This window comes from Paenibacillus sp. FSL R10-2734 (assembly GCF_037963865.1).
Classification (GTDB): domain Bacteria; phylum Bacillota; class Bacilli; order Paenibacillales; family Paenibacillaceae; genus Paenibacillus_AQ.
Window position 1 is genome coordinate 3,895,522 of the sequence record NZ_CP150170.1, and the last position, 18,346, is coordinate 3,913,867.

Annotated in this window: 19 protein-coding genes; 13 read left to right on the plus strand and 6 right to left on the minus strand. The window is 42.9% G+C overall.

What is annotated here, in order from left to right; translation table 11 throughout:
* Nucleotides 1-61: 61 nt before the first annotated feature.
* The 7 genes from NSS67_RS17015 (at nt 62) to NSS67_RS17045 (ending at nt 4,963) form a co-directional block, all read left to right on the plus strand.
* Complete coding sequence (locus NSS67_RS17015) at nt 62-1,096, plus strand: NADH:flavin oxidoreductase/NADH oxidase (protein WP_339314530.1); 1,035 nt, start codon at nt 62-64, stop codon at nt 1,094-1,096.
* Nucleotides 1,097-1,183: 87 nt separating this feature from the next.
* Nucleotides 1,184-1,888 (plus strand): dihydroorotate dehydrogenase electron transfer subunit, encoded by a 705-nt coding sequence (locus NSS67_RS17020; RefSeq protein WP_339314532.1) that lies wholly within the window; start codon nt 1,184-1,186, stop codon nt 1,886-1,888.
* The gene (locus tag NSS67_RS17025) at nt 1,881-2,813 is read left to right on the plus strand and encodes a dihydroorotate dehydrogenase (protein ID WP_339314534.1); all 933 of its coding nucleotides are present in this window, start codon (nt 1,881-1,883) and stop codon (nt 2,811-2,813) included. The genes NSS67_RS17020 and NSS67_RS17025 overlap by 8 nt, the downstream gene beginning before the upstream one ends.
* A gap of 23 nt (nt 2,814-2,836) precedes the next feature.
* Nucleotides 2,837-3,175 (plus strand): hypothetical protein, encoded by a 339-nt coding sequence (locus tag NSS67_RS17030; RefSeq protein WP_339314536.1) that lies wholly within the window; start codon nt 2,837-2,839, stop codon nt 3,173-3,175.
* Nucleotides 3,176-3,245: 70 nt separating this feature from the next.
* Entirely contained in the window at nt 3,246-3,914 is a 669-nt protein-coding gene (locus NSS67_RS17035) for a PspA/IM30 family protein (RefSeq protein ID WP_339314538.1), read from the plus strand.
* 123 nt (nt 3,915-4,037) lie between these two features.
* The gene (locus tag NSS67_RS17040; RefSeq protein ID WP_094869154.1) at nt 4,038-4,442 is read left to right on the plus strand and encodes a DUF350 domain-containing protein; all 405 of its coding nucleotides are present in this window, start codon (nt 4,038-4,040) and stop codon (nt 4,440-4,442) included.
* A gap of 14 nt (nt 4,443-4,456) precedes the next feature.
* Nucleotides 4,457-4,963 carry a DUF4178 domain-containing protein gene (locus NSS67_RS17045; RefSeq protein WP_339314540.1) on the plus strand — a complete coding sequence of 169 codons (507 nt, stop codon included), beginning with the start codon at nt 4,457-4,459 and terminating at the stop codon, nt 4,961-4,963.
* A 162-nt stretch (nt 4,964-5,125) separates the two neighbouring features.
* Here the strand turns inward: NSS67_RS17045 and NSS67_RS17050 are convergent, their stop codons facing one another.
* Entirely contained in the window at nt 5,126-7,480 is a 2,355-nt protein-coding gene (locus NSS67_RS17050; RefSeq protein WP_339314542.1) for a beta-galactosidase, read from the minus strand.
* 29 nt (nt 7,481-7,509) lie between these two features.
* Nucleotides 7,510-8,916 carry a sulfatase gene (locus tag NSS67_RS17055; protein WP_339314544.1) on the minus strand — a complete coding sequence of 469 codons (1,407 nt, stop codon included), beginning with the start codon at nt 8,914-8,916 and terminating at the stop codon, nt 7,510-7,512.
* Between the two features lie 395 nt (nt 8,917-9,311).
* On the opposite strand from NSS67_RS17055, the gene glp reads away from it, so the two are divergent.
* Entirely contained in the window at nt 9,312-10,574 is a 1,263-nt protein-coding gene (gene glp, locus NSS67_RS17060) for a gephyrin-like molybdotransferase Glp (protein ID WP_339314546.1), read from the plus strand.
* Between the two features lie 229 nt (nt 10,575-10,803).
* Here glp and xerS read toward each other — a convergent pair whose 3' ends face one another.
* Complete coding sequence (xerS, locus tag NSS67_RS17065) at nt 10,804-11,886, minus strand: tyrosine recombinase XerS (protein ID WP_339314548.1); 1,083 nt, start codon at nt 11,884-11,886, stop codon at nt 10,804-10,806.
* 163 nt (nt 11,887-12,049) lie between these two features.
* On the opposite strand from xerS, the gene NSS67_RS17070 reads away from it, so the two are divergent.
* From NSS67_RS17070 to NSS67_RS17085, 4 genes are all read left to right on the plus strand, one after another.
* Nucleotides 12,050-12,559 (plus strand): GNAT family N-acetyltransferase, encoded by a 510-nt coding sequence (locus NSS67_RS17070; protein WP_339314549.1) that lies wholly within the window; start codon nt 12,050-12,052, stop codon nt 12,557-12,559.
* Between the two features lie 243 nt (nt 12,560-12,802).
* Nucleotides 12,803-12,895, plus strand: a complete 93-nt coding sequence (locus tag NSS67_RS17075) for a sporulation protein YjcZ (protein WP_339314551.1) — start codon at nt 12,803-12,805, stop codon at nt 12,893-12,895.
* A gap of 185 nt (nt 12,896-13,080) precedes the next feature.
* Nucleotides 13,081-13,725, plus strand: a complete 645-nt coding sequence (locus NSS67_RS17080) for a TetR/AcrR family transcriptional regulator (protein ID WP_339314553.1) — start codon at nt 13,081-13,083, stop codon at nt 13,723-13,725.
* Nucleotides 13,725-14,198, plus strand: coding sequence for a flavodoxin domain-containing protein (locus tag NSS67_RS17085; protein ID WP_339314555.1), 474 nt, complete (start codon nt 13,725-13,727; stop codon nt 14,196-14,198). Before NSS67_RS17080 ends, NSS67_RS17085 begins: the two co-directional genes overlap by 1 nt.
* 99 nt (nt 14,199-14,297) lie before the next feature.
* On the opposite strand, the gene NSS67_RS17090 is transcribed toward NSS67_RS17085, so the two are convergent.
* Nucleotides 14,298-14,564 carry a hypothetical protein gene (locus NSS67_RS17090; protein WP_339314557.1) on the minus strand — a complete coding sequence of 89 codons (267 nt, stop codon included), beginning with the start codon at nt 14,562-14,564 and terminating at the stop codon, nt 14,298-14,300.
* Nucleotides 14,565-14,797: 233 nt separating this feature from the next.
* On the minus strand, nt 14,798-15,733 hold the full coding sequence (locus NSS67_RS17095) for a Gfo/Idh/MocA family oxidoreductase (protein WP_339314559.1): 936 nt from the start codon (nt 15,731-15,733) through the stop codon (nt 14,798-14,800).
* 111 nt (nt 15,734-15,844) lie between these two features.
* Here NSS67_RS17095 and NSS67_RS17100 point away from each other — a divergent pair, with 111 nt between their 5' ends.
* Nucleotides 15,845-16,801: a WYL domain-containing protein gene (locus NSS67_RS17100; protein ID WP_339314560.1), complete on the plus strand. Its 957-nt coding sequence runs from the start codon at nt 15,845-15,847 to the stop codon at nt 16,799-16,801.
* 171 nt (nt 16,802-16,972) lie between these two features.
* Here NSS67_RS17100 and NSS67_RS17105 read toward each other — a convergent pair whose 3' ends face one another.
* Nucleotides 16,973-18,208, minus strand: a complete 1,236-nt coding sequence (locus NSS67_RS17105; protein WP_339314562.1) for an MFS transporter — start codon at nt 18,206-18,208, stop codon at nt 16,973-16,975.
* Between the last annotated feature and the right edge of the window lie 138 nt (nt 18,209-18,346).

Here is an 18,346-nt window from a genome sequence, read left to right on the forward strand (position 1 = left end):
TATACTAAAAGCACGGGAGATTTACGAGCCGATTATAGATTACGGAAGGATGGAGATATGAATGTCTGATTTGTTTGCACCGTATGAGTTGAAGGGGTTATCGCTGAAGAATCGTATTGTTATGCCGCCTATGTGTCAGTATTCGGTGGATAAAGAGGATGGCATTCCCAATGATTGGCATTATGTTCATTATGTAAGCCGTGCTGTTGGCGGTACTGGATTTATCATCGTGGAAATGACGGGCGTTCATCCAGACGGTAGAATCACTAATCGAGATACAGGAATCTGGAGTGACACGCAAATTGCAGCTTATCGTAAGCTCACGGATGGTGTACATACTTATGGGTCAAAAATCGCTGTTCAATTAGGACACGCTGGACGTAAAGCAGTGGATGCTGAACCACCAGTCGCTCCATCTGCAATCCCTTTTGATGCTAACTCCAAAACGCCGCATGCTCTCTCTAAGGAAGAGATTTCAGAAATAATTGAGGCTTTCCGTGAAGGAGCGCGCAGAGCTGTGGAGGCCGACTTTGATACGGTCGAAATCCATGGTGCACATGGTTATTTAATTCATCAGTTTCATTCACCCCTGACCAACATCAGAAAAGATGAGTATGGACAAGATCCTGCGCTTTTTGGAGAACAGGTTGTTAGAGCAGTGCGTGAAGTTGTCCCTGTGGACATGCCATTAATCATGAGAATATCTGCGAAGGAATATGTAGAGGGTGGATATGATAATGCTTACGCTCTGAATATTTGCCGACGATATAAGGATGCTGGAGTGGATATATTCCATGTTTCTTCCGGCGGGGAAGGACCTATAGGCTCGAACGGGGGCCCTAATGCGGGACCGGCTTACCAAGTGGATCTGGCAGAGTTCATCCGTAGTGGATTACAGGTGCCTGTAATTGCAGTGGGGCGGCTTGAATCCTATACTGAGGCACAGTCGATCGTCGCTGAAGAGCGGGCGGAGCTGGTAGCCGTTGGTCGTGGGATGTTAAGTGATCCCTACTGGGCTTTACATGCGGAAGAAGCGCTTGGAGGCGTGCGTAACGTACCTAAACCTTATGAACGTGGGATCTGGAAAAGAGGATAATCAGCATTCAGTGTGAAGTTTGTCACAGATTTTATACTCCTTCTAAGGCAATCTTAATAAAGATAAAATTTGAAGGAGCTTGATAACGTGGGGATGGTTTTAAGTAACGAGCGGCTAACAGACGGAGTGTACCACCTTAAGGTTGAAACGAATAGTGGCGGTAAAATGGGTCAATTCTACATGTTACGGGCATGGGGAGCGTATCCCATCCTTTCCAGACCGCTTAGTATACATGAAGTAAACGAAGATAGTGTCGAATTTCTATATCATGTAGTTGGAGAAGGCACTGAGATATTTTCACGGCTGACTTCCGGTGATTCGGTAGAGCTTGAGGGCCCTTTTGGCACTGGATTTCCGCAGGTCGAAGGGAAGGTTGCACTTATTGGTGGTGGAATCGGAATTGCTCCGCTCTATTATTGTGCGAAACAGCTTCCTGGGTGTGATATCTATTTAGGCTTTAGCCGAGAAGCTTACCGGACAGAAGCGTTTCGCCCATTGGCAGCGGAGCTTACAGTAGATGTCGGCGGATTTATTTTGGATCGTGTGGATTTTAGTCAATATGATCATGTTTTTGTTTGCGGCCCACACCCTATGCTTAAAGCTGCACAGCTTAAAGGCATAGCCGCTGAAGAGGCAGGCAGCAAAACAAAGGTTTACCTCTCTCTCGAGAACCGCATGGCTTGTGGCATTGGTGCCTGTCTTGTCTGCAGTGTTTCCTGTCGTGATGGTCAGCGAAAGGCCTGTGCAGATGGACCAGTGTTTCGTTCTGAGGAGGTGATTTTCCATGACTAAGATGAGTACAACTATTGCAGGCGTTCATTTTAAGAATCCGATTATAATGGCATCTGGAACATTTGGCTTTGGTCGTGAATACGGAAAGCTGTATGATGTGTCTTTGCTAGGTGGAATCTCAGGTAAAGGTCTCACCCTTCATCCAAAAGCGGGTAATCCTGGCACTCGTGTATACGAGACAGCCTCTGGCATGCTGAATAGTGTTGGATTGGAGAATCCAGGTGTAGCCGCGTTTTTGGAAAAAGAATGCCCATATTGGGAGACGCTCGATACCGCTCGATTGGTGAATCTTGGAGGAGGCACTCTTGAAGATTACGTACTTGGAGCAGAGATGATTCAGCGTGATGCAGATCTTCGTTCAAGCTTAGGGAAGACAGCTGTAGATATGATTGAATTGAATATTTCCTGTCCTAATGTAAAAGAAGGTGGTATCGCATTTGGGATTAAAACCTCTGAAGCTCAAAAAGTAGTACAGGCGGTTAGACGTGCCACCAAGCTGCCACTTGCAGTAAAGCTTTCTCCGGGTGCTGAGAATATCGTTGAAATGGCGCAAATGTGTGAGGAAGAGGGAGCAGATGCCGTCTCGCTCATTAACACCATTTCCGGGATGAAGATTGATGTACGCCGCAGAAGTAGTGTGTTTAATAACTTGTATGCCGGACTGTCCGGACCTGCGATTAAGCCAGTCGCGCTGCGTATGGTGCATCAAGTTGCCCAGAACATATCTATTCCAGTGATCGGAATGGGTGGCATCACCTCAGCCACTGATATTATTGAATTTATTATGGCAGGTGCTTCGGTAATTCAAGTGGGAACTTACAATTTCATGAATTTAAGAGCAGGCAGTCAGCTTGTTGAAGAGCTTGAGCAATTCATGGTTCAAGAGAATATTCAATCCTTGGATGAAATACGTGGCATTATATAAAGTGGAGTAGTGAGGAGATACTATTGGCTTCTAACCAGATTAACCCTGATGATATTGAGTTGACGGCAACCGCTGTTGGCCGCGATCTTCTGCTCTTAATTAGCGGAGGCGTTCGACACATAGGAGCGGCAAGTACTGCGTATCTAAATGGAGACCAGGTGGAGGTGCTGACTTCTGCTGTTCCTCACCATAAAGAACATACGATAAGCGAGTCTATAGCACTCAGGGTAGCTGAGGCGCTGAACAGGACGGTCACAGTTGTTATGGGGATTCATTACGACGATCTCACGAAAGAAGGCATTATGGAGGTCGTAGAGATCGTGAATAATAAAGTAAATCAATATTTAGCGCAACAAATGTGAAACGGTATTGGCAATTCTACGTAAAAGATATCAAGTGAGTTTTTAAATTATCTTTTGGAGGAATGAAACCATGTCTATATTTAAAAGATTGCGCGATTTAACAATGTCTAACGTGAATGCGATTATTGACAAAGCAGAAGACCCGATTAAGATGACGGATCAGTACATTCGTGATATGACCGAAGATTTGGAAGATGCAGAAAAAGCGGTAGCGGCTCAAATCGCTATTGAGAAAAAATTCAAGCAGCTTTATGAAGAGCAGGAAGCGCTTGTTAACAAACGTACACAACAAGCACATGCTGCAGCTCAAGCTGGTAATGTTGACCTTGCTCGCCGTGCTCTAGAAGAGAAAAAGGCTGCTGAAGCTAAACTTGTAGAATACAAAGCTAGCTTTGACCAGAATAAAGCATCTGCGGATAATCTTCGTGGCAAACTTGATGAGATGCGCAAGCAACTCACTCAAATGAAGAGCAAACGCGAAACCTTGGTTGCACGTTATAACGCTGCCAAAGCTCAAACTGAAATTAACAAAGCGATGAGCGGCTTCAGCTCTGATTCCGCATCTGCTGGCCTGAAACGTATGGAAGAAAAAATGCTGCAAGCAGAAGCGCAAGCGGAAGCCAGCAACGAGATGAGCTCGGGCAACAAATCACTTGATGATGAGTTCGAGAAGCTGAACAAAGATCAAGCAGTGGAAGATGAATTGGCTGCTCTGATGAAACAATATGAGAAGCAATAACATTTGATCTTAGCCGTTTCACGGCTGATGTTCACAAGCGAAGGGGAGACAGGAATATCGTTTCCTCTTCGCTTTATCTATGCTTATGATAGGCATGCAAAATGAATAAGCGGGGGCTATAGAATGGATTTCCATATCCTGGTGTCCATGGTCGTGTGGACAGTGAGCGGCGCGGTGTTACTGTTTGTGCTGATGTTCGTAGATTCACTTTTCACTCGATACAATGATTTAGAAGAGTTAAAAGCTGGAAATATGGCAGTTACGACACGTTTTGTAATGAAGCTATTGGCACAGGCATTTATTTTATCGTCATCGATAGCTGCTTCAAACAGTTTGCCAGATGCTTTGCTGATCTCGATCGTATCCTTTTTTCTTTTGCTTATCTTGGAAAGAACGGTCCGTCTTCTCTTGGCTAAATGGGGGAATCTGGATCTGGATCATGGTACACAGCTTGGCAAAATCGGGTACGGCTTATTATCAGGCTCACTGCAAATTACGGGAGCTTTAATTATTTCTGCATTTATGTAGGGGGAACGATTAATTTGAGTATATTTAAACGTATAGGTAATCTTTTCTCCAAACCTGTGCCTCAGGAAGTTCAGAAAAGTATGCTGAATTTGTCTCCTGGAGACATCTGTGAAGTATCGCTTGTAACCTATGAGGTAACCGGCAGGACCCATAATCGTGGACGAAACGCAGTTGTACTGACATTAAGAGATGGTAGTCAAATTGCCTATTTGCATATTGAGGAGCGGGAACAGCTCCAATATGGATTATATAAACCCATCGATGGGCGTTTAGATAATCCTGCTGAAGTTCCAACAACGCTTGAACTGGACGGCTATACATTTTTTCTGGAAGAAGAATATGAAGGATATGTTGCTGTCGCAGGCCAAACCCCTTTTATGAATGGCGGAGAACAGCATGTGTGGCAATATCAGTCAGATGATTCTAGACTTCTGCGTGTTGAATGGCAACATGGACGGTTCATGCTTTATGAAGGGGAGAAAGTAATTCCAGGTGATGTGAAGGTAATCAGAGCATCCTAGGAATGAAACAGAGGGAGATGTGATCTTGGGATCGCATCTTTTTTTTACGTAAATGGAAGGTTGGAGAACGATTTCTCGTTCGGGAAATCAGGAATGAACTAATACATTTGTAGCAAAAAGCACCTCAGCTTGGTATTTCTACAAAGCTGAGGTGCTACATGATTATGCAAATCGTAGATTTATGGCTGCATTTGTCTCATCCAATGTAATTTTGAAGCGGCCATTGCCTAATGCTAAGATATTTACGCTTTTTTGAGGCTGAGGTATGATAGTTCGCATCTGAACTTCTAACACGCTAGGCCCTTTCGTTGGCGCAATCGAAAGAATGAGTTCAGTATCGTTAGCATCTAGTCCAGTAAGCTCAGCTGAAGAAGAGCAGATGGTTAGCTCATCTGACAACGCAATATTGATTGGCAACATAAGTCCAGAGTTCGGACTAACTTCTAATGTTGCACCGTTAAATAGTAGCTGGCCACGGAAACGTACTTTCGTATGCTTTGAATATCCGTCGAAGTTATGCAGGAACACAAACATACCTCCGTCTTCCGCCATTCGCACCGATGCATCTAGTTCGGTATCAAGCTGAATATCTGAGGTGAAGCCAACCTGCTTCATCACGAGACCGATCACATCTTTCTGATATTCGAAGTCACCTGATAAGGTCATGCCGAATACATACACTCGGCCTTCGCCAAGCTTTTTCTCGAACGCGACAGTTTCATCGGTGCCTTCGTACCATGCAAATGCACCATCCTGCTCATCATAGGTTTGCACCTCATTAGCAAAGATGGAATCCATCTCAGCCATACGTACAAGGTCGTTCTTATACGTATTTTTCACGCGAATGTCCAGTGCGTCTCGTAGAATCGTACAAAGCTTATCGTCAATTCCCTTGCTAGGGAGCTCTGGAAAAATGACCAACTTGCCGCCACGTTTCACATAGCTTTCAAGCTTACTCTGAACGTCAGAAGCCATCCATTCCGTTGCAAACATCCATAATGTAGGCGTGCGCTCAACATCGATATCTTCCTTCTTCAACATATTGTAGGCATCAACGACTACGTTATGATGAACGAGGAATTTGATGAAGCCGCTGTTCAGATTGATCTCTCTGGATTGCTTCAAGCGTTTAACAAGTGCTTCTGTGAACTCGTTATGGTACTCTGTCATGTAATAGTCCGGGTAGAAGCCAAGTGTAGTATCGTACTGCGGCTTGGCATTGGCCAGCTTGGAGCCATACAACTGCAGCATCTTGCCGATATGCTGAATTGTAGCGTAGTGCGGTCGCAACGTGCCGTCCAACGCTACTGGGGTTTGCCAATCATGACGCCGGCCGAAGATACCGATACCTTGATAGTTCTCGCCTCCTACAAACATGTAATAGTTGATAGCATCCATTCCTGCTGCGACACAGAGTCGAGTCGTCAGGTCGAATGTTTTCGGTTGCAGGCGAGGGCGGTCAAAGATACAGCCACCTTGGAACTCGGCAGAGAACAACGGCTGATTCACAGGCTGAACCGCACGTGTAAAGGCATTCGCCAAGATGATATCAATATAGTTATCGTATTCAATATTGCCAAGATAGTAGTCGCCGGCAAACATCGTGCCTTCTACTTCGCCTGTATCCATAAGCTGTGACAGCCCGATCGGATACATCGTACCGCGCTTTACAAGATCTTCGGTGTGGAAGCCATGCACATTGATCACAAATGGAAGATCAATACCGTAGCTGTTCGCAAGCTCTTTCAACTGAGCAACATACATGCGATAGAAATGACGGTGGAAATGACCGCTTACTTGTTGCATTTGCATTCCATATTGTTTTGTGGGATGCAAAAGTTCTTCGCGAACGAAAGCTGCTGCTTCATCCTTTGTAATTCCATACGTGTCCTTCAAATCTTCATCCGAGTAATATGCGCAGAAATATGGGATGAAGGCATCCAGAGTAGCGTCATTGAAGTCAATCTGATTTGTAACCCAGTTTAACATCCCAATCTCGTTATCCAACTGGAACAGTACAATCGGTCCGCCGTTCTGCACTTGATAAGGAGACAGCAGCTCGCATATAGTCCGATACCAGATGTCGACCTTTTCCAAAAAAATCGGGCTCATATAGCTTGCGATACGAGTATCATGCAGCCTGCCATCCTGTTTATGCGCGCAGCCTTCTGGGTAACGATCAATAAACCAGTGCGGAACGCCATGGTCGATTATCTCTGCCATAACATATGGACCTGGACGAACGAGGCAATACATACCTTCTTCTTTGATCAGATCTAGGAAATGCTGAATATCCTTCTCAGGGAAGGTACGGCCGTTTAGGTCAATATCACCTTCTTCCTGCTCGTGAAACATCCATGGAATGTAGGTGCTAACCAAGTTGCCGCCAGCTTCCTTAATAGAGCGTATACGTGCTTTCCAGTCCTTTTTTGGTACGCGGAAGTAGTGGAGCTCTCCACCAAATAATATCGTATCTTGTCCGTTAATCGTAATCTTCTGATCATGTATCTGTATCATGCCGTAATTACCTCCGATGAGTTACAAGATTAGTGTATCGCTTCATCTTTAGCGTCTGCGATCAATTGCTCCAATTCAGTTGTCAAAACAGCTACGCGATCAGCGTATTTTGGTGAGTCATAAACATTGTTCAGTTCATATGGATCCTGTTTCAGGTCAAACAGTTCCCACTCAGGCGGACGATTCTCATCTCTTGAATCCGTTGTACCGAGCGCTTGTGCATAATAGTAAATTAGCTTGTAATCATGTGTGCGAATACCATAATGGGAGTAAACTTCATGACAGCCGTCAAGATGCATCCAGTAACGGTAATACATCGATGTCCGCCAATCATCAGGCGTCACACCACGTAGCAGCGGGCGAATACTCTTGCCTTGCATACGTTCGTGGATCGGTAAGTAAGCGTATTCTAAAAACGTTGGCGCAAAGTCGGTATTGAGCACGATGTCCGAGTTCACGCTGCCTGGCTTGATCTCACGCGGATAGCGTACTAGAAACGGCATGCGCAGTGATTCCTCGTACATGAAGCGCTTATCAAACCAGCCGTGATCACCGAGGAAGAAACCTTGATCAGAGGTATAGATGACGATTGTATCTTCCGCCAGACCTGCTTCGTCCAAATAGTCGAGCATTCTACCCACGTTGTCATCGATAGATGCGATACATCGCAGGTAGTCCTTCATATAACGTTGATACTTCCAGCTTCGCACTTCTTCTGGTGTTAATCCTTCTGGCGGTGTGCCCTTCGTGTCTTGATCATTCAGATCATCGATACGCATCTTAGCTTGTACTGCTGCTTGTGAGCGAGTGGCATAATCGTCATTGAACGTCTCCGGCTCAGGGATATCGATATCTTCATATAGATGCATGTGCTTCTTATCTGGCTCCCAATGACGGTGTGGAGCTTTATGGTGGGACATCAGCATGAATGGACGTTCAGGATCACGAGCTTTGATCCAGTCCACGGACATGTCAGTTATGATATCAGTAACGTAACCCTCATAACGTTTCTTATTTCCCATCTCAATCATTTCCGGATTATTATAATCGCCTTGGTCAGGAAGTACATTCCAGTAGTCGAACCCAGTAGGATCATAGTTGCCGCCGTGACCTAGGTGCCATTTTCCGATAATCGCTGTTTGATACCCATCTGCCTGCAACAGCTTTGGGAATGTCACTTGTCTACCGTCGAGGTCATCACCGAGCGTCTTTACGCCGTTGATATGGTTATATACACCAGTAAGGATAGTAGCACGACTTGGCGCACAGATTGAATTCGTACAGAAGCAATGATCGAAACGCACGCCTTCGTTGGCGATTCGATCAAGGTTCGGAGTTGAATTCACTTTGCTGCCATAAGCGCTGATCGCATGAGAAGCGTGGTCATCTGACATAATAAATAGAATATTAGGTCGGTTTAGATTCTGTCCTGACATGGTTATCATCCTTTCACACAGCAAAATATTTTAGTGACACAAACTTCGCAGTGAAAAATGGGTCATATCAGAAAAACCTGATCAATTGAAATGGTGGTATGCAAGGATTTTCAAGGAGAAAGCGTTTTCAACTATGCGTTTCACGGTTTAGGTTCCAAGCATCTTCTGATGCTTGCTCAGTACCTTTAGGCTTACTTGTATAATTCAAGCTGCGAAGTTTGAGTAATTAACTCTATCATATCATACATACTATCTGCGAACTAAATTGGAAACTCCAAGCTCCTTCTATTAAAGAGCGCTAGCCATTTCCGTTATTCATTTTACTTCAGGGTGGCTCATGTTAAAATAGTACCTATTGTAATGCAAAAACGGAAGATTTAGAGCGGAGGTATTGTATGAAGGATCAAAAATTTCAGCGCAGAGCGCTTCAAGTAAAAGAGGCACAGGCTAAAATCATCAAATTTGCTAATCCACTAGAGCCACAGGAGGTCATATTGAATGAGTGCTGTGGTCGCTATTTAGCAGAGGAAGTGATTGCTCCGCATCCTTTTCCCGCGTTTAACCGTTCAAGCATGGATGGGTATGCGATTATCGCAGCGGATACGAATCTCTGTGTAGATGGACAAGTCGTATGGTTAGAAATGGTGGACAATATTCCATGTGGTGCTGTGCAATCTGTAGAAATAACTTCGGGAACTGCAGCAAGGATAATGACTGGGGCACAAGTTCCGACAGGGTCAGATGCTGTAGTAATGCTGGAAGTAACGGAGACACGTGTGGAGGATGGGAAGACTTACGTTGGTATTCGAAAGAAGCAGGAAGCTAAGTCTAATATCACACCGATGGGGCTGGAGTTAAGCCCTGGTGAGCAAGTGCTGCCAGCGGGACGATTAATCTCAGCGGGGGATATAGCTGTTTTAGCAGCATTTGGGATACATACAGTGAAAGTCTATCGTCGGCCTAAGGTAGCTATCTTTGCGACAGGAACAGAGCTGCTAGAGGTGCATGAACCCCTACAGCCTGGCAAAATTCGAAACAGTAACTCACCCATGCTTGAGGCTTTAGTAAAAGAGGCAGGAGGGGAGCCAGTGATGCTAGGATCTATTGTGGACGATCTGGAGCTGGCTCGAAGTAAAGTGCAGATGGCGCTGGAAACTTATGATTTTGTAATCACAACGGGTGGTGTATCGGTAGGAGATTATGATATCATGGGCGATTTGGTACGTGAACAGAGTGGAGATATGTTGTTTAATAAAGTGACGATGCGTCCGGGGAGCGTTACTACTGCTGCTGTTAGAGGTGGTAAGCTTTTATTAGCCTTATCAGGTAATCCAGGTGCTTGTTTCGTTGGGTTTCAATTGTTCGCACGTCCGGTTATCAGCTTAATGCAGAGTGCTACACAGCCTTTCTTGCCAGAATGGAGCGCCACACTTGGTGCAGATTATAACAGAGTGAATAACTTTACTCGATTTGTTCGAGCGCGATTAGAGATCCGTGACGGTAGTCTTTATGCCTATCCAGCAGCTATCGACGAATCTTCCGTGACGGTCACAATTAAGGATAGCGATTGTCTGATTGTTGTTCCACCAGAGGAACAAGGTTTATCTGCGGGAGCTAAAGTGACTATAATCAAGCTACCTGGAGAAATACGCGGATAGGATTAAGGCGAAATGAACTTTTCGACATTAATAATACGATGGAAATAGCTAATTATCTGATGCGCCAACGGCATTGTTCTCAACATTTCAACATATGAAAAATTCACAATAGAAAAGCCGATAATTCTAGTTTATGCTAATCCGATCAGTTTTTCTAAACCATGTAAAAAGAGAGCCGGCCACACCTATTCCATAAAATTGGAAGGGTAGAGCCGGCTTTAGTGAAAAATCAACTATCCAAACGGCGTTCGATTGCCTCGGACATCGTCTTGTCAGTGAGATGAGCATAGATTTCGGTTGTTTCTGTAGATGCGTGCCCGAGCTGTTCTTTTGTTTTATAAATATCATTTTGTAGATAATAGTCTGTTGCAAAAGAGTGACGAAGCTTATGTACCGTTAGATAAGGCTTGCCAAAGCGTTTGGCATATTTAATAATCATTTCTTGAATGGCTCTTTTGGTCATGCGCTTACCTTCTTGACGTCCGTTGGGCAAAGCGATAAACAATGCTTTCTCCCTCTTTGGCGTCTTATAACGAGATTGACGTAGGGTTAAATATAGAGCTAGGTCATCCTTAGCTTGTTCTCGAAAATAAACTGGAGTCTTGAACGTTTCATCATTGTTCCCTTTTCGGGTAACATAGATTAGCTTGTTGTTAACGTCCAAATCATCCACGTTCAGATTGACTACCTCGGATACACGCAGGCCAGAATTCAGAATTAGACTAGCAATACAGGCATCGCGCTCACGATTCAATTGAAAGGAATAGTAGGCTTGCTTATTTCCTTCAACATCTCGTCCATATCCTTCATAAATATAACCCACGAATTCCAGAAGCTCTTCATCTTCCAAAATCTTGCCCTTCAATTTAGCAGCGGTATCCTTAGGCTTATGTGTTCGTTTAACTTCAACCTTGGCCATAATATTTCGTTTAAGCAATGGATAGAAATTCTCATCCTCAGCGATTTGACTTAAATAATGAAATAAGGAACGCAAGGCGGACAGTTTACGGGACACGGTTACACGTGTATTAGTTCCCTCTGCTCGGGTAGTAAGATGCAGACGGTATCCAACAATACTATCCATATGCAGAGTTTCCAATTCAAGCAGCGTTATCTCTGTGTTGGAACTGGCCTGAGAGAGACCTTCAGCACGCAGCCAGCCAAAAAAAGATTCATAATCCCGAATATACTCCAGCAGGGTGGAGGGGGAAAGATCAGGTCGCTTATAGTCAATAAACTGCTGAACGAACCAAGGCATGAGAGGTAGCTTTAGGTCTAGTTTTTTTCGGTCATCGTTCTTTTGAACGCTCATGTGATTCACCTTTTTCATAGTTTACATATAATTTCTTCCTTCTATCTTATCATGTTTTGTCTTCTTTGGGCTTTGAACATAGCTAATTACATGGGGCGAACTTGCTCCTGAACTAACTAAGTTATATGATGTGAAGTAAACATAAATGGCAGAGGTGCACCTAATGGATCTTGGAATGGAGCTGGTTCCCAGAGAGCGGAAACAGACAATAAGCAAACTAATGCAGTTCTATTTATATGATTTCACCCGTTATCTGGAGATTGATGTAGACCAAGATGGAGTATTTCCGTCCTATCCGGGACTAGAATCTTTTTGGAGTAGTGGCAACAATAAATTTGTGTATTTGTTCAAGGTGGACGGGCATATCGCTGGTTTTGCTTTAGTAGAACGATTGTTTCGTAATCCCGAGGGGCAATTTTACATGACTGAGTTTTTTGTGATGCAAAAATACCGCCGAAGCGGTGTAGGGACTTGGGCTGCGCATAAATTGTTTGATATGTACCCAGGCGACTGGAAGGTTTCGCAGGTACGCGCTAATACGCCTGCACGAAATTTCTGGCATAGAGTAATCGGGGAGTACACCAATGGAGAATTCCAAGAGCGCTTTAATCCGCAACAAGGCAATCCAAGTCAATACTTCAACACATTAAATAATAATAGGGTTAATAGTTGAGGGACGTTTGCAAGTTACTCCAAGTTGTAATCTGATATTGTAGTCATATTTAAATTAATGGTTAGCTTACGACATTTAAGATAAGTACATATTGTGTTAACATAACTAATATTATGTAAACCATCAACCTGATAACCTAACATCCGTGACGGGATGGTTGGGTTATTTTTGTTCATTATACCCAAGCAGAGATGGGGATTTAGCATATCTTATGATGTACTCAATTACAAAGGAGGAGTTATCATGGGCGAGTTTGCAGGAGGTTTTACTTCCACAGGAGCGATTTTGGTTCTGTTTATCCTGTTGGTTATCATCACTAAAACTCTTTGTCTGTAATCCTTTAACATCATGAATAAAGGTTCCGTCAGTCTAACGACTGGCGGATTTTTTATGTCTGGATATGACATTAAGGGTTGGGTGATTGTTATGTGACTTACTATATAGAAGGTGACGGTAAAATTTATATATATTAAACAGTGTTCAATGATTAAACAGCGTTCAAAACATGAGGAGACATCTAGATGACTAAAGAACAACGGCAGATCCGTGAGCATGAGGAAATGAAGAATATGATCTTACAAGCCGCGGCTTTGTTGATTACAGAGGAGGGAATTGAGAAGCTTTCTATCCGGAAAATTGCAGATCGAATCGAGTATTCTCCGGGAATTATTTATCATTACTTCCATGGTAAAGATGAAATTGTAGAGAAATATTTACAACAAAAATACACAGATATGGTTGCCGGACTTCAGTCCGTACAACGCAATGTAGAGCATGAAGTGGCACCAGAGATTCTTTTGAAACAATCGCTTGAGCAATGGATCAGGGCGATGCTCTCCACAGAAGTAGAATACCGTAATGTAATGCTGAATGATACACCGGCTGTCCTTAGTCACACTGCTGTTCTTTTTAAGGGTGCTGCTCAGGAACGTAAAGCGATTAGTATGCTCTGCGAATGTCTAGCTAGGTTTGAATCGAATGAACTCCGTGATGATCTTTCGATAGAGCTTACTGCTCAAGTGATATGGAGTGCTGCATTTGGATTAATTATCCGAGTGATTGTGGAAAAGGATCTGCCTGAAGAACAGGTTGAGGCACTGATTTCTTGTTATTTGGATTCAATGGTTGCAATAGCAAGATCTGAGAGCGGAAGGGAGCGATTATAATGAAGACTATTATTATTTATACTTCAAAATATGGATGTACGGAGAAAGCTGCTTATTTATTGAAGAATCAATTGGGTGAAGGGACTGAAGTAGTTAATTTGATGCTTGCCAAAGAGCCGACACTAGATCGATATGACACTATCATTTTAGGTGGGTCTGTTTATTATGGGAAAATACAAAAACAAATGACTGCGTTTGCTTCAAAATTTCAAAATGAACTAGGTAAAAAGCGCGTAGGATTGTTTATTTGTGCAGGAGCGAAGGGTGAGCAAGCCACACAGGAATTGAAAGCTTCATTTCCAGAAAAGCTGTATAACCATTCAATTACAACAGAAGTGTTCGGAGATGAGATTTATGAAGAGAAGCTAACTTTATTAGATCGATTCGTTCTTCGAATGGTAAAAGGGAAGAATAGGAGTGTAAATGGATTATCGAAAGAGACGATTGAGCGGTTTGCACTTGCGATGAAGTAGCGGTGAAAGTGTGTTGATTATCGACTTCTGAGGAATAGTTAACATAATGATTATTATGTTAACTATTCCTCAGACACTTGAAAGCATTCATTCATGAAATCAGTGGTTACTAATAAAAGAATTGATTTTATCTCTAATAACATCCGCATTTGTCGTAAATAAAATGTAATTAGTACTTTTTGTGCGGATGAGCAATCGATTTGCTGCTCCGTAAGGCATCCCTATCCGAATCGCAGTTTTATCGCTACCAGCATAAGTAGGATCAAATTCCAGCGCTACAATATCTGCCAAGGGGATCACCACTTTTGAGAATTGCCACCGTATGACAAGATTGTCCTCTGATTTCGCTACCTTAATTCCAAGCATGAAACCCCTCCAGTATTCAAGTGAAATAACAGCTTATTATGAATAAGAGCTAAGGATAGCCTATCATAAAGGGCCTAATTCATATATTTATTATATAATTTCATCATATGAAAATTTCACAATAGATTAAACAAAATCTATTCCTCACCTTAGGCACTTCATTTCAATTCTACAACTCACATACACCCTACAACCATAAACCATGAAAAAGGTTATAACACCAGCTCATTCATTTATACAAGCTTTTTTCCAATCTTAATGGCTAGTTCTATTGCTTGTAAGGCATGATCTAGCTCAATTATTGACGACGTACCATCTTTTAGGCATTGAAGTGCATGCTCCAAACTTTTTTCATAGGGATTAGCTGCATCTAATAAAAGATCTTGATTACCTGAAGCGGTATATTCAATTAATGAGCTTTCCACAGATCCATTCATGTTGTCACTTTCTTGATAGACGAGCTTGCCTTGTTCAAAATAAGCCTCATAACCTACCGAAAAAGGATAAGAGGCCGGCATTTGTGAAGAAACAACGATCTCTACGGATACATTAGGTTGTTGGAACATCGCACGTACTAAGGCTTGATCACTTTTACCACCATCTGTTCCCCAAACTGAGTGCGCCTCCGTAGACCCCAGCATCCAGGTCACAAAATCCAATTCGTGAAGCATCAGGTTTGTAGCGATGGCGTGCAGACCGAGGTCTCCCCACAAGGGCGGTGTTTCTCTTTTTAAGGTGAGGGATAAAAGCTTTCCGTATTTCTCATTTTGAGTCGTTTCGTAAAGATATTTGTACGCAGGATCGAATTTAATAAACTGGTTTACGAGGATTCGTGAATCATATTGTTGTTCGGCTTCCTTCATCGCAAGGGCATCTTCTAAGCTGTAGCAAATCGGTGTCTCACAAAATACATGCTTTCCATTCTTAAGCGCATCAACAGCATATTGCCTATGTAAATTAGAGGGCAAACAGATATCAATCACATCGATGGTGGAATCAAGCATAATATCCTCAATATTTGTAGTAATCTCAACGTCTAGGTCCAACTTTAGCTTCTGAAGCTTAGCTTCATTTCTACCAAAGATAATCACTTTGTCTACACGCTCCATTTTCATCCATAACTGTGCATGATATGCCCCAAACCCAGTTCCCAATACGCCTACGTTCATGTGTATCAGCTCCTTTTATGTAATGAACAAATCATAACCTTCTATTGTTGACAACAGCTTGGCAAGAATTATGATGTATACTATAAAAAATGAATTTCTTGGAGGCTCCCCATGCGTTTGCACCGTTTGATTGCTATTTTATTATTAGTGGAATCGAGAGGGAAAATGAAGGCCAATGACCTAGCTCAAGCCTTGGAGACCTCTGTACGTTCTATCTATAGAGACATTGATGTACTAGCTGAAGCTGGAATACCACTGTTATCCACGCCGGGACCGAATGGTGGCATCTCTTTAATGGAGGGTTATACTGTTAACCTAAATCAGCTTCATGGTGAAGATGTAATCAATCTATATTTAACTGGAATGGGGATTCATGCGGGCGGTCATACTCATTCCGGATTAAAGCTAAAGACAACCCTGCTGAAATTAGAAAAAACATTACCCTCTTCCTATCAGACGGATATCCAGAAGGCACAAAGACGTTTTTATTTCGATGATACGCCTTGGTGGTCAGAACGTATAGAAATCCCCTGTCTGGAGTCGATTCGGACTGCCGTTTGGAGATCACAAAAACTGAAGATTGAGTACCACAAGATTAACAGAGTCATCTCAAGCAGGAAATTACAGCCTTATGGTCTAGTTGTGAAAAAAGAAGAGTGGTATCTTATAGCCTACTGTGAAGAAGTCGAACAATTACGCACGTTCAAATGTGAACGAATTGCTTCTACTCAGCTTATGGATGAGGCGTATGCTATCCCTCAGGAATTTTCATTAGAAAGGCACTGGAAGCAGCAGGAGAGAGGATTTAAGCAAGTTTGTAAAGAGGAAGAGTTTTACTCTGTTGTGATTAGAACGGATAAGAGGAGAGAGTCTACCCTACAAGGGGTGGAGATCATGAGTAGGATTGAGGAAGGAGATCAAATATTCCTTACTGTAAATATGTATAGCTATGAAAGTGCATGTACGAATGTTTGGGGGATGCTAGGTCGAACCGAGATTGTGGAACCTTTGGAGCTGAGACAATATGTGAAAGAGCAGGTGCATCGGCTACAGAAAATTTATTATTAGTACAATCGATTATGAAAAAAAGACCGTCTCAATTGCATGTTCAGCAATGAAAACGGTCTTGTTCTTATGTTGAAAAAGGGTAATTCGTTCATTTGGTTTACATAATAATTAATATGTTAACTAATATCGTGTCGCCCCCAAAATAAATCTTGAATTTAATAAATTAACCTTTTATGCGCTAGTCTCAACGCCAAGAGATAACTTCTCTCTAGCCACAAGCCTCTTGTGCGCAACGATTAGAAAAGGAAGACCTATAGCCGTCGTTAAAGCGAGTGGCAGGAAGATAGTAAGACCGTTCTGAGCCCCATAATGATCCAGCAACACCCCGCCGAAGATAGGTGCGATTACACTCCCCAGATTGTTAAAGCCAATCGTTCCAAAGTACGTACCTTTCATTTCTGGCTTCGCGATCCGATCGATTAACATATCCATCATCGTAAATAGAAGCACTTCACCTATAGTGAACAGAATGACACTGAACATTAGAAGGGCTACTCCTCCTGCAAATCCTACTAACAAAAGACTGAGTGCAACGCAGATATTTCCTAGAATTAAAGGAATGATTGGTGAGAATTTGCTTGCAGTGCGTACAATTGGATATTGCACCACTAACACTGTGATGGCATTGAGTGACAACATATAGGAGAATAGTTGCCCACCATTTGTAAAATGGGTGTTCATTGCTAAGTATTGCGCCATAGTTGAGCCAAAATGTCCGTATCCTAGCACACAAAAGATCGTACCGAGCAGAACTGGCAAGAATACACGGTCTCTACCAGTTGTGGCCAAGGCTTCAAGTAAACGTGGTGGTTCAACTTGAGTATGACTCTGCATGGTTGAATGATGCAATTTAAATTGTATGAATAATACAAGCCCGTATACAACATATACAATTCCAGCGATCATAAAGGGAAACGTAGATTCGGCAGAACCGAGCTGCACGCCTATAATCGGACCAAAGACAACACCAAGGTTGATGGCGGCGTATCTAAGATTAAATACAAGCAGCTTACTTTCAGCTGGTGTAATGTCGGACAAAAGTGCCCGTGAAGTGGGCTCAAATACGGATCTGCATAATCCGTTCAGAGTGTTGACCAGGAAGAATACCCACAGATGTTGAGCAACTGAGAATCCGAAAAAAACTGCCGCCCAGCCAAATACGGAGATTAACATCACGATTTTGCGGCCTACAATATCCGAGATATATCCTCCGTAGAAGCTGGCCATCACTCCTGCCAATGAACTGACTGCTACCGTAATTCCTGTTTGGGTGGGGGTAGCTCCAAGGACTTGGGTTAAATAAATGGACAAAAACGGGATGCTCATAGAAGTAACCAAACGTCCGAACATCGTACCCACGATGATAGTCCATGCTAGAGGGTGAATATGCCTTAGATGCTGATTCATAATTAAATAGGTCTCCTAATCTGATTGTTTAATATTTGTACTGCATATTCACTGCTGATATATGTATAATTATAATGATAAAAGGGGGAAGTAAAAGTGTAAGAAACACTTACAACGTTTCACCTTTAAAGGAGTGAA

Excerpts from the sequence above, each read along its gene's own strand:
- NSS67_RS17025 (WP_339314534.1), top strand. The coding sequence starts at position 1,881 with ATGACTAAGATGAGTACAACTATTGCAGGCGTTCATTTTAAGAATCCG.
- glp (WP_339314546.1), top strand. The coding sequence starts at position 9,312 with ATGAAGGATCAAAAATTTCAGCGCAGAGCGCTTCAAGTAAAAGAGGCA.
- NSS67_RS17035 (WP_339314538.1), top strand. The coding sequence starts at position 3,246 with ATGTCTATATTTAAAAGATTGCGCGATTTAACAATGTCTAACGTGAAT.
- NSS67_RS17055 (WP_339314544.1), bottom strand. The coding sequence starts at position 8,916 with ATGTCAGGACAGAATCTAAACCGACCTAATATTCTATTTATTATGTCA.
- NSS67_RS17080 (WP_339314553.1), top strand. The coding sequence starts at position 13,081 with ATGACTAAAGAACAACGGCAGATCCGTGAGCATGAGGAAATGAAGAAT.
- NSS67_RS17100 (WP_339314560.1), top strand. The coding sequence starts at position 15,845 with ATGCGTTTGCACCGTTTGATTGCTATTTTATTATTAGTGGAATCGAGA.
- NSS67_RS17050 (WP_339314542.1), bottom strand. The coding sequence starts at position 7,480 with ATGATACAGATACATGATCAGAAGATTACGATTAACGGACAAGATACG.
- NSS67_RS17015 (WP_339314530.1), top strand. The coding sequence starts at position 62 with ATGTCTGATTTGTTTGCACCGTATGAGTTGAAGGGGTTATCGCTGAAG.
- NSS67_RS17070 (WP_339314549.1), top strand. The coding sequence starts at position 12,050 with ATGGATCTTGGAATGGAGCTGGTTCCCAGAGAGCGGAAACAGACAATA.
- xerS (WP_339314548.1), bottom strand. The coding sequence starts at position 11,886 with ATGAGCGTTCAAAAGAACGATGACCGAAAAAAACTAGACCTAAAGCTA.
- NSS67_RS17095 (WP_339314559.1), bottom strand. The coding sequence starts at position 15,733 with ATGAACGTAGGCGTATTGGGAACTGGGTTTGGGGCATATCATGCACAG.
- NSS67_RS17075 (WP_339314551.1), top strand. The coding sequence starts at position 12,803 with ATGGGCGAGTTTGCAGGAGGTTTTACTTCCACAGGAGCGATTTTGGTT.
- NSS67_RS17085 (WP_339314555.1), top strand. The coding sequence starts at position 13,725 with ATGAAGACTATTATTATTTATACTTCAAAATATGGATGTACGGAGAAA.
- NSS67_RS17040 (WP_094869154.1), top strand. The coding sequence starts at position 4,038 with ATGGATTTCCATATCCTGGTGTCCATGGTCGTGTGGACAGTGAGCGGC.
- NSS67_RS17090 (WP_339314557.1), bottom strand. The coding sequence starts at position 14,564 with ATGCTTGGAATTAAGGTAGCGAAATCAGAGGACAATCTTGTCATACGG.
- NSS67_RS17105 (WP_339314562.1), bottom strand. The coding sequence starts at position 18,208 with ATGAATCAGCATCTAAGGCATATTCACCCTCTAGCATGGACTATCATC.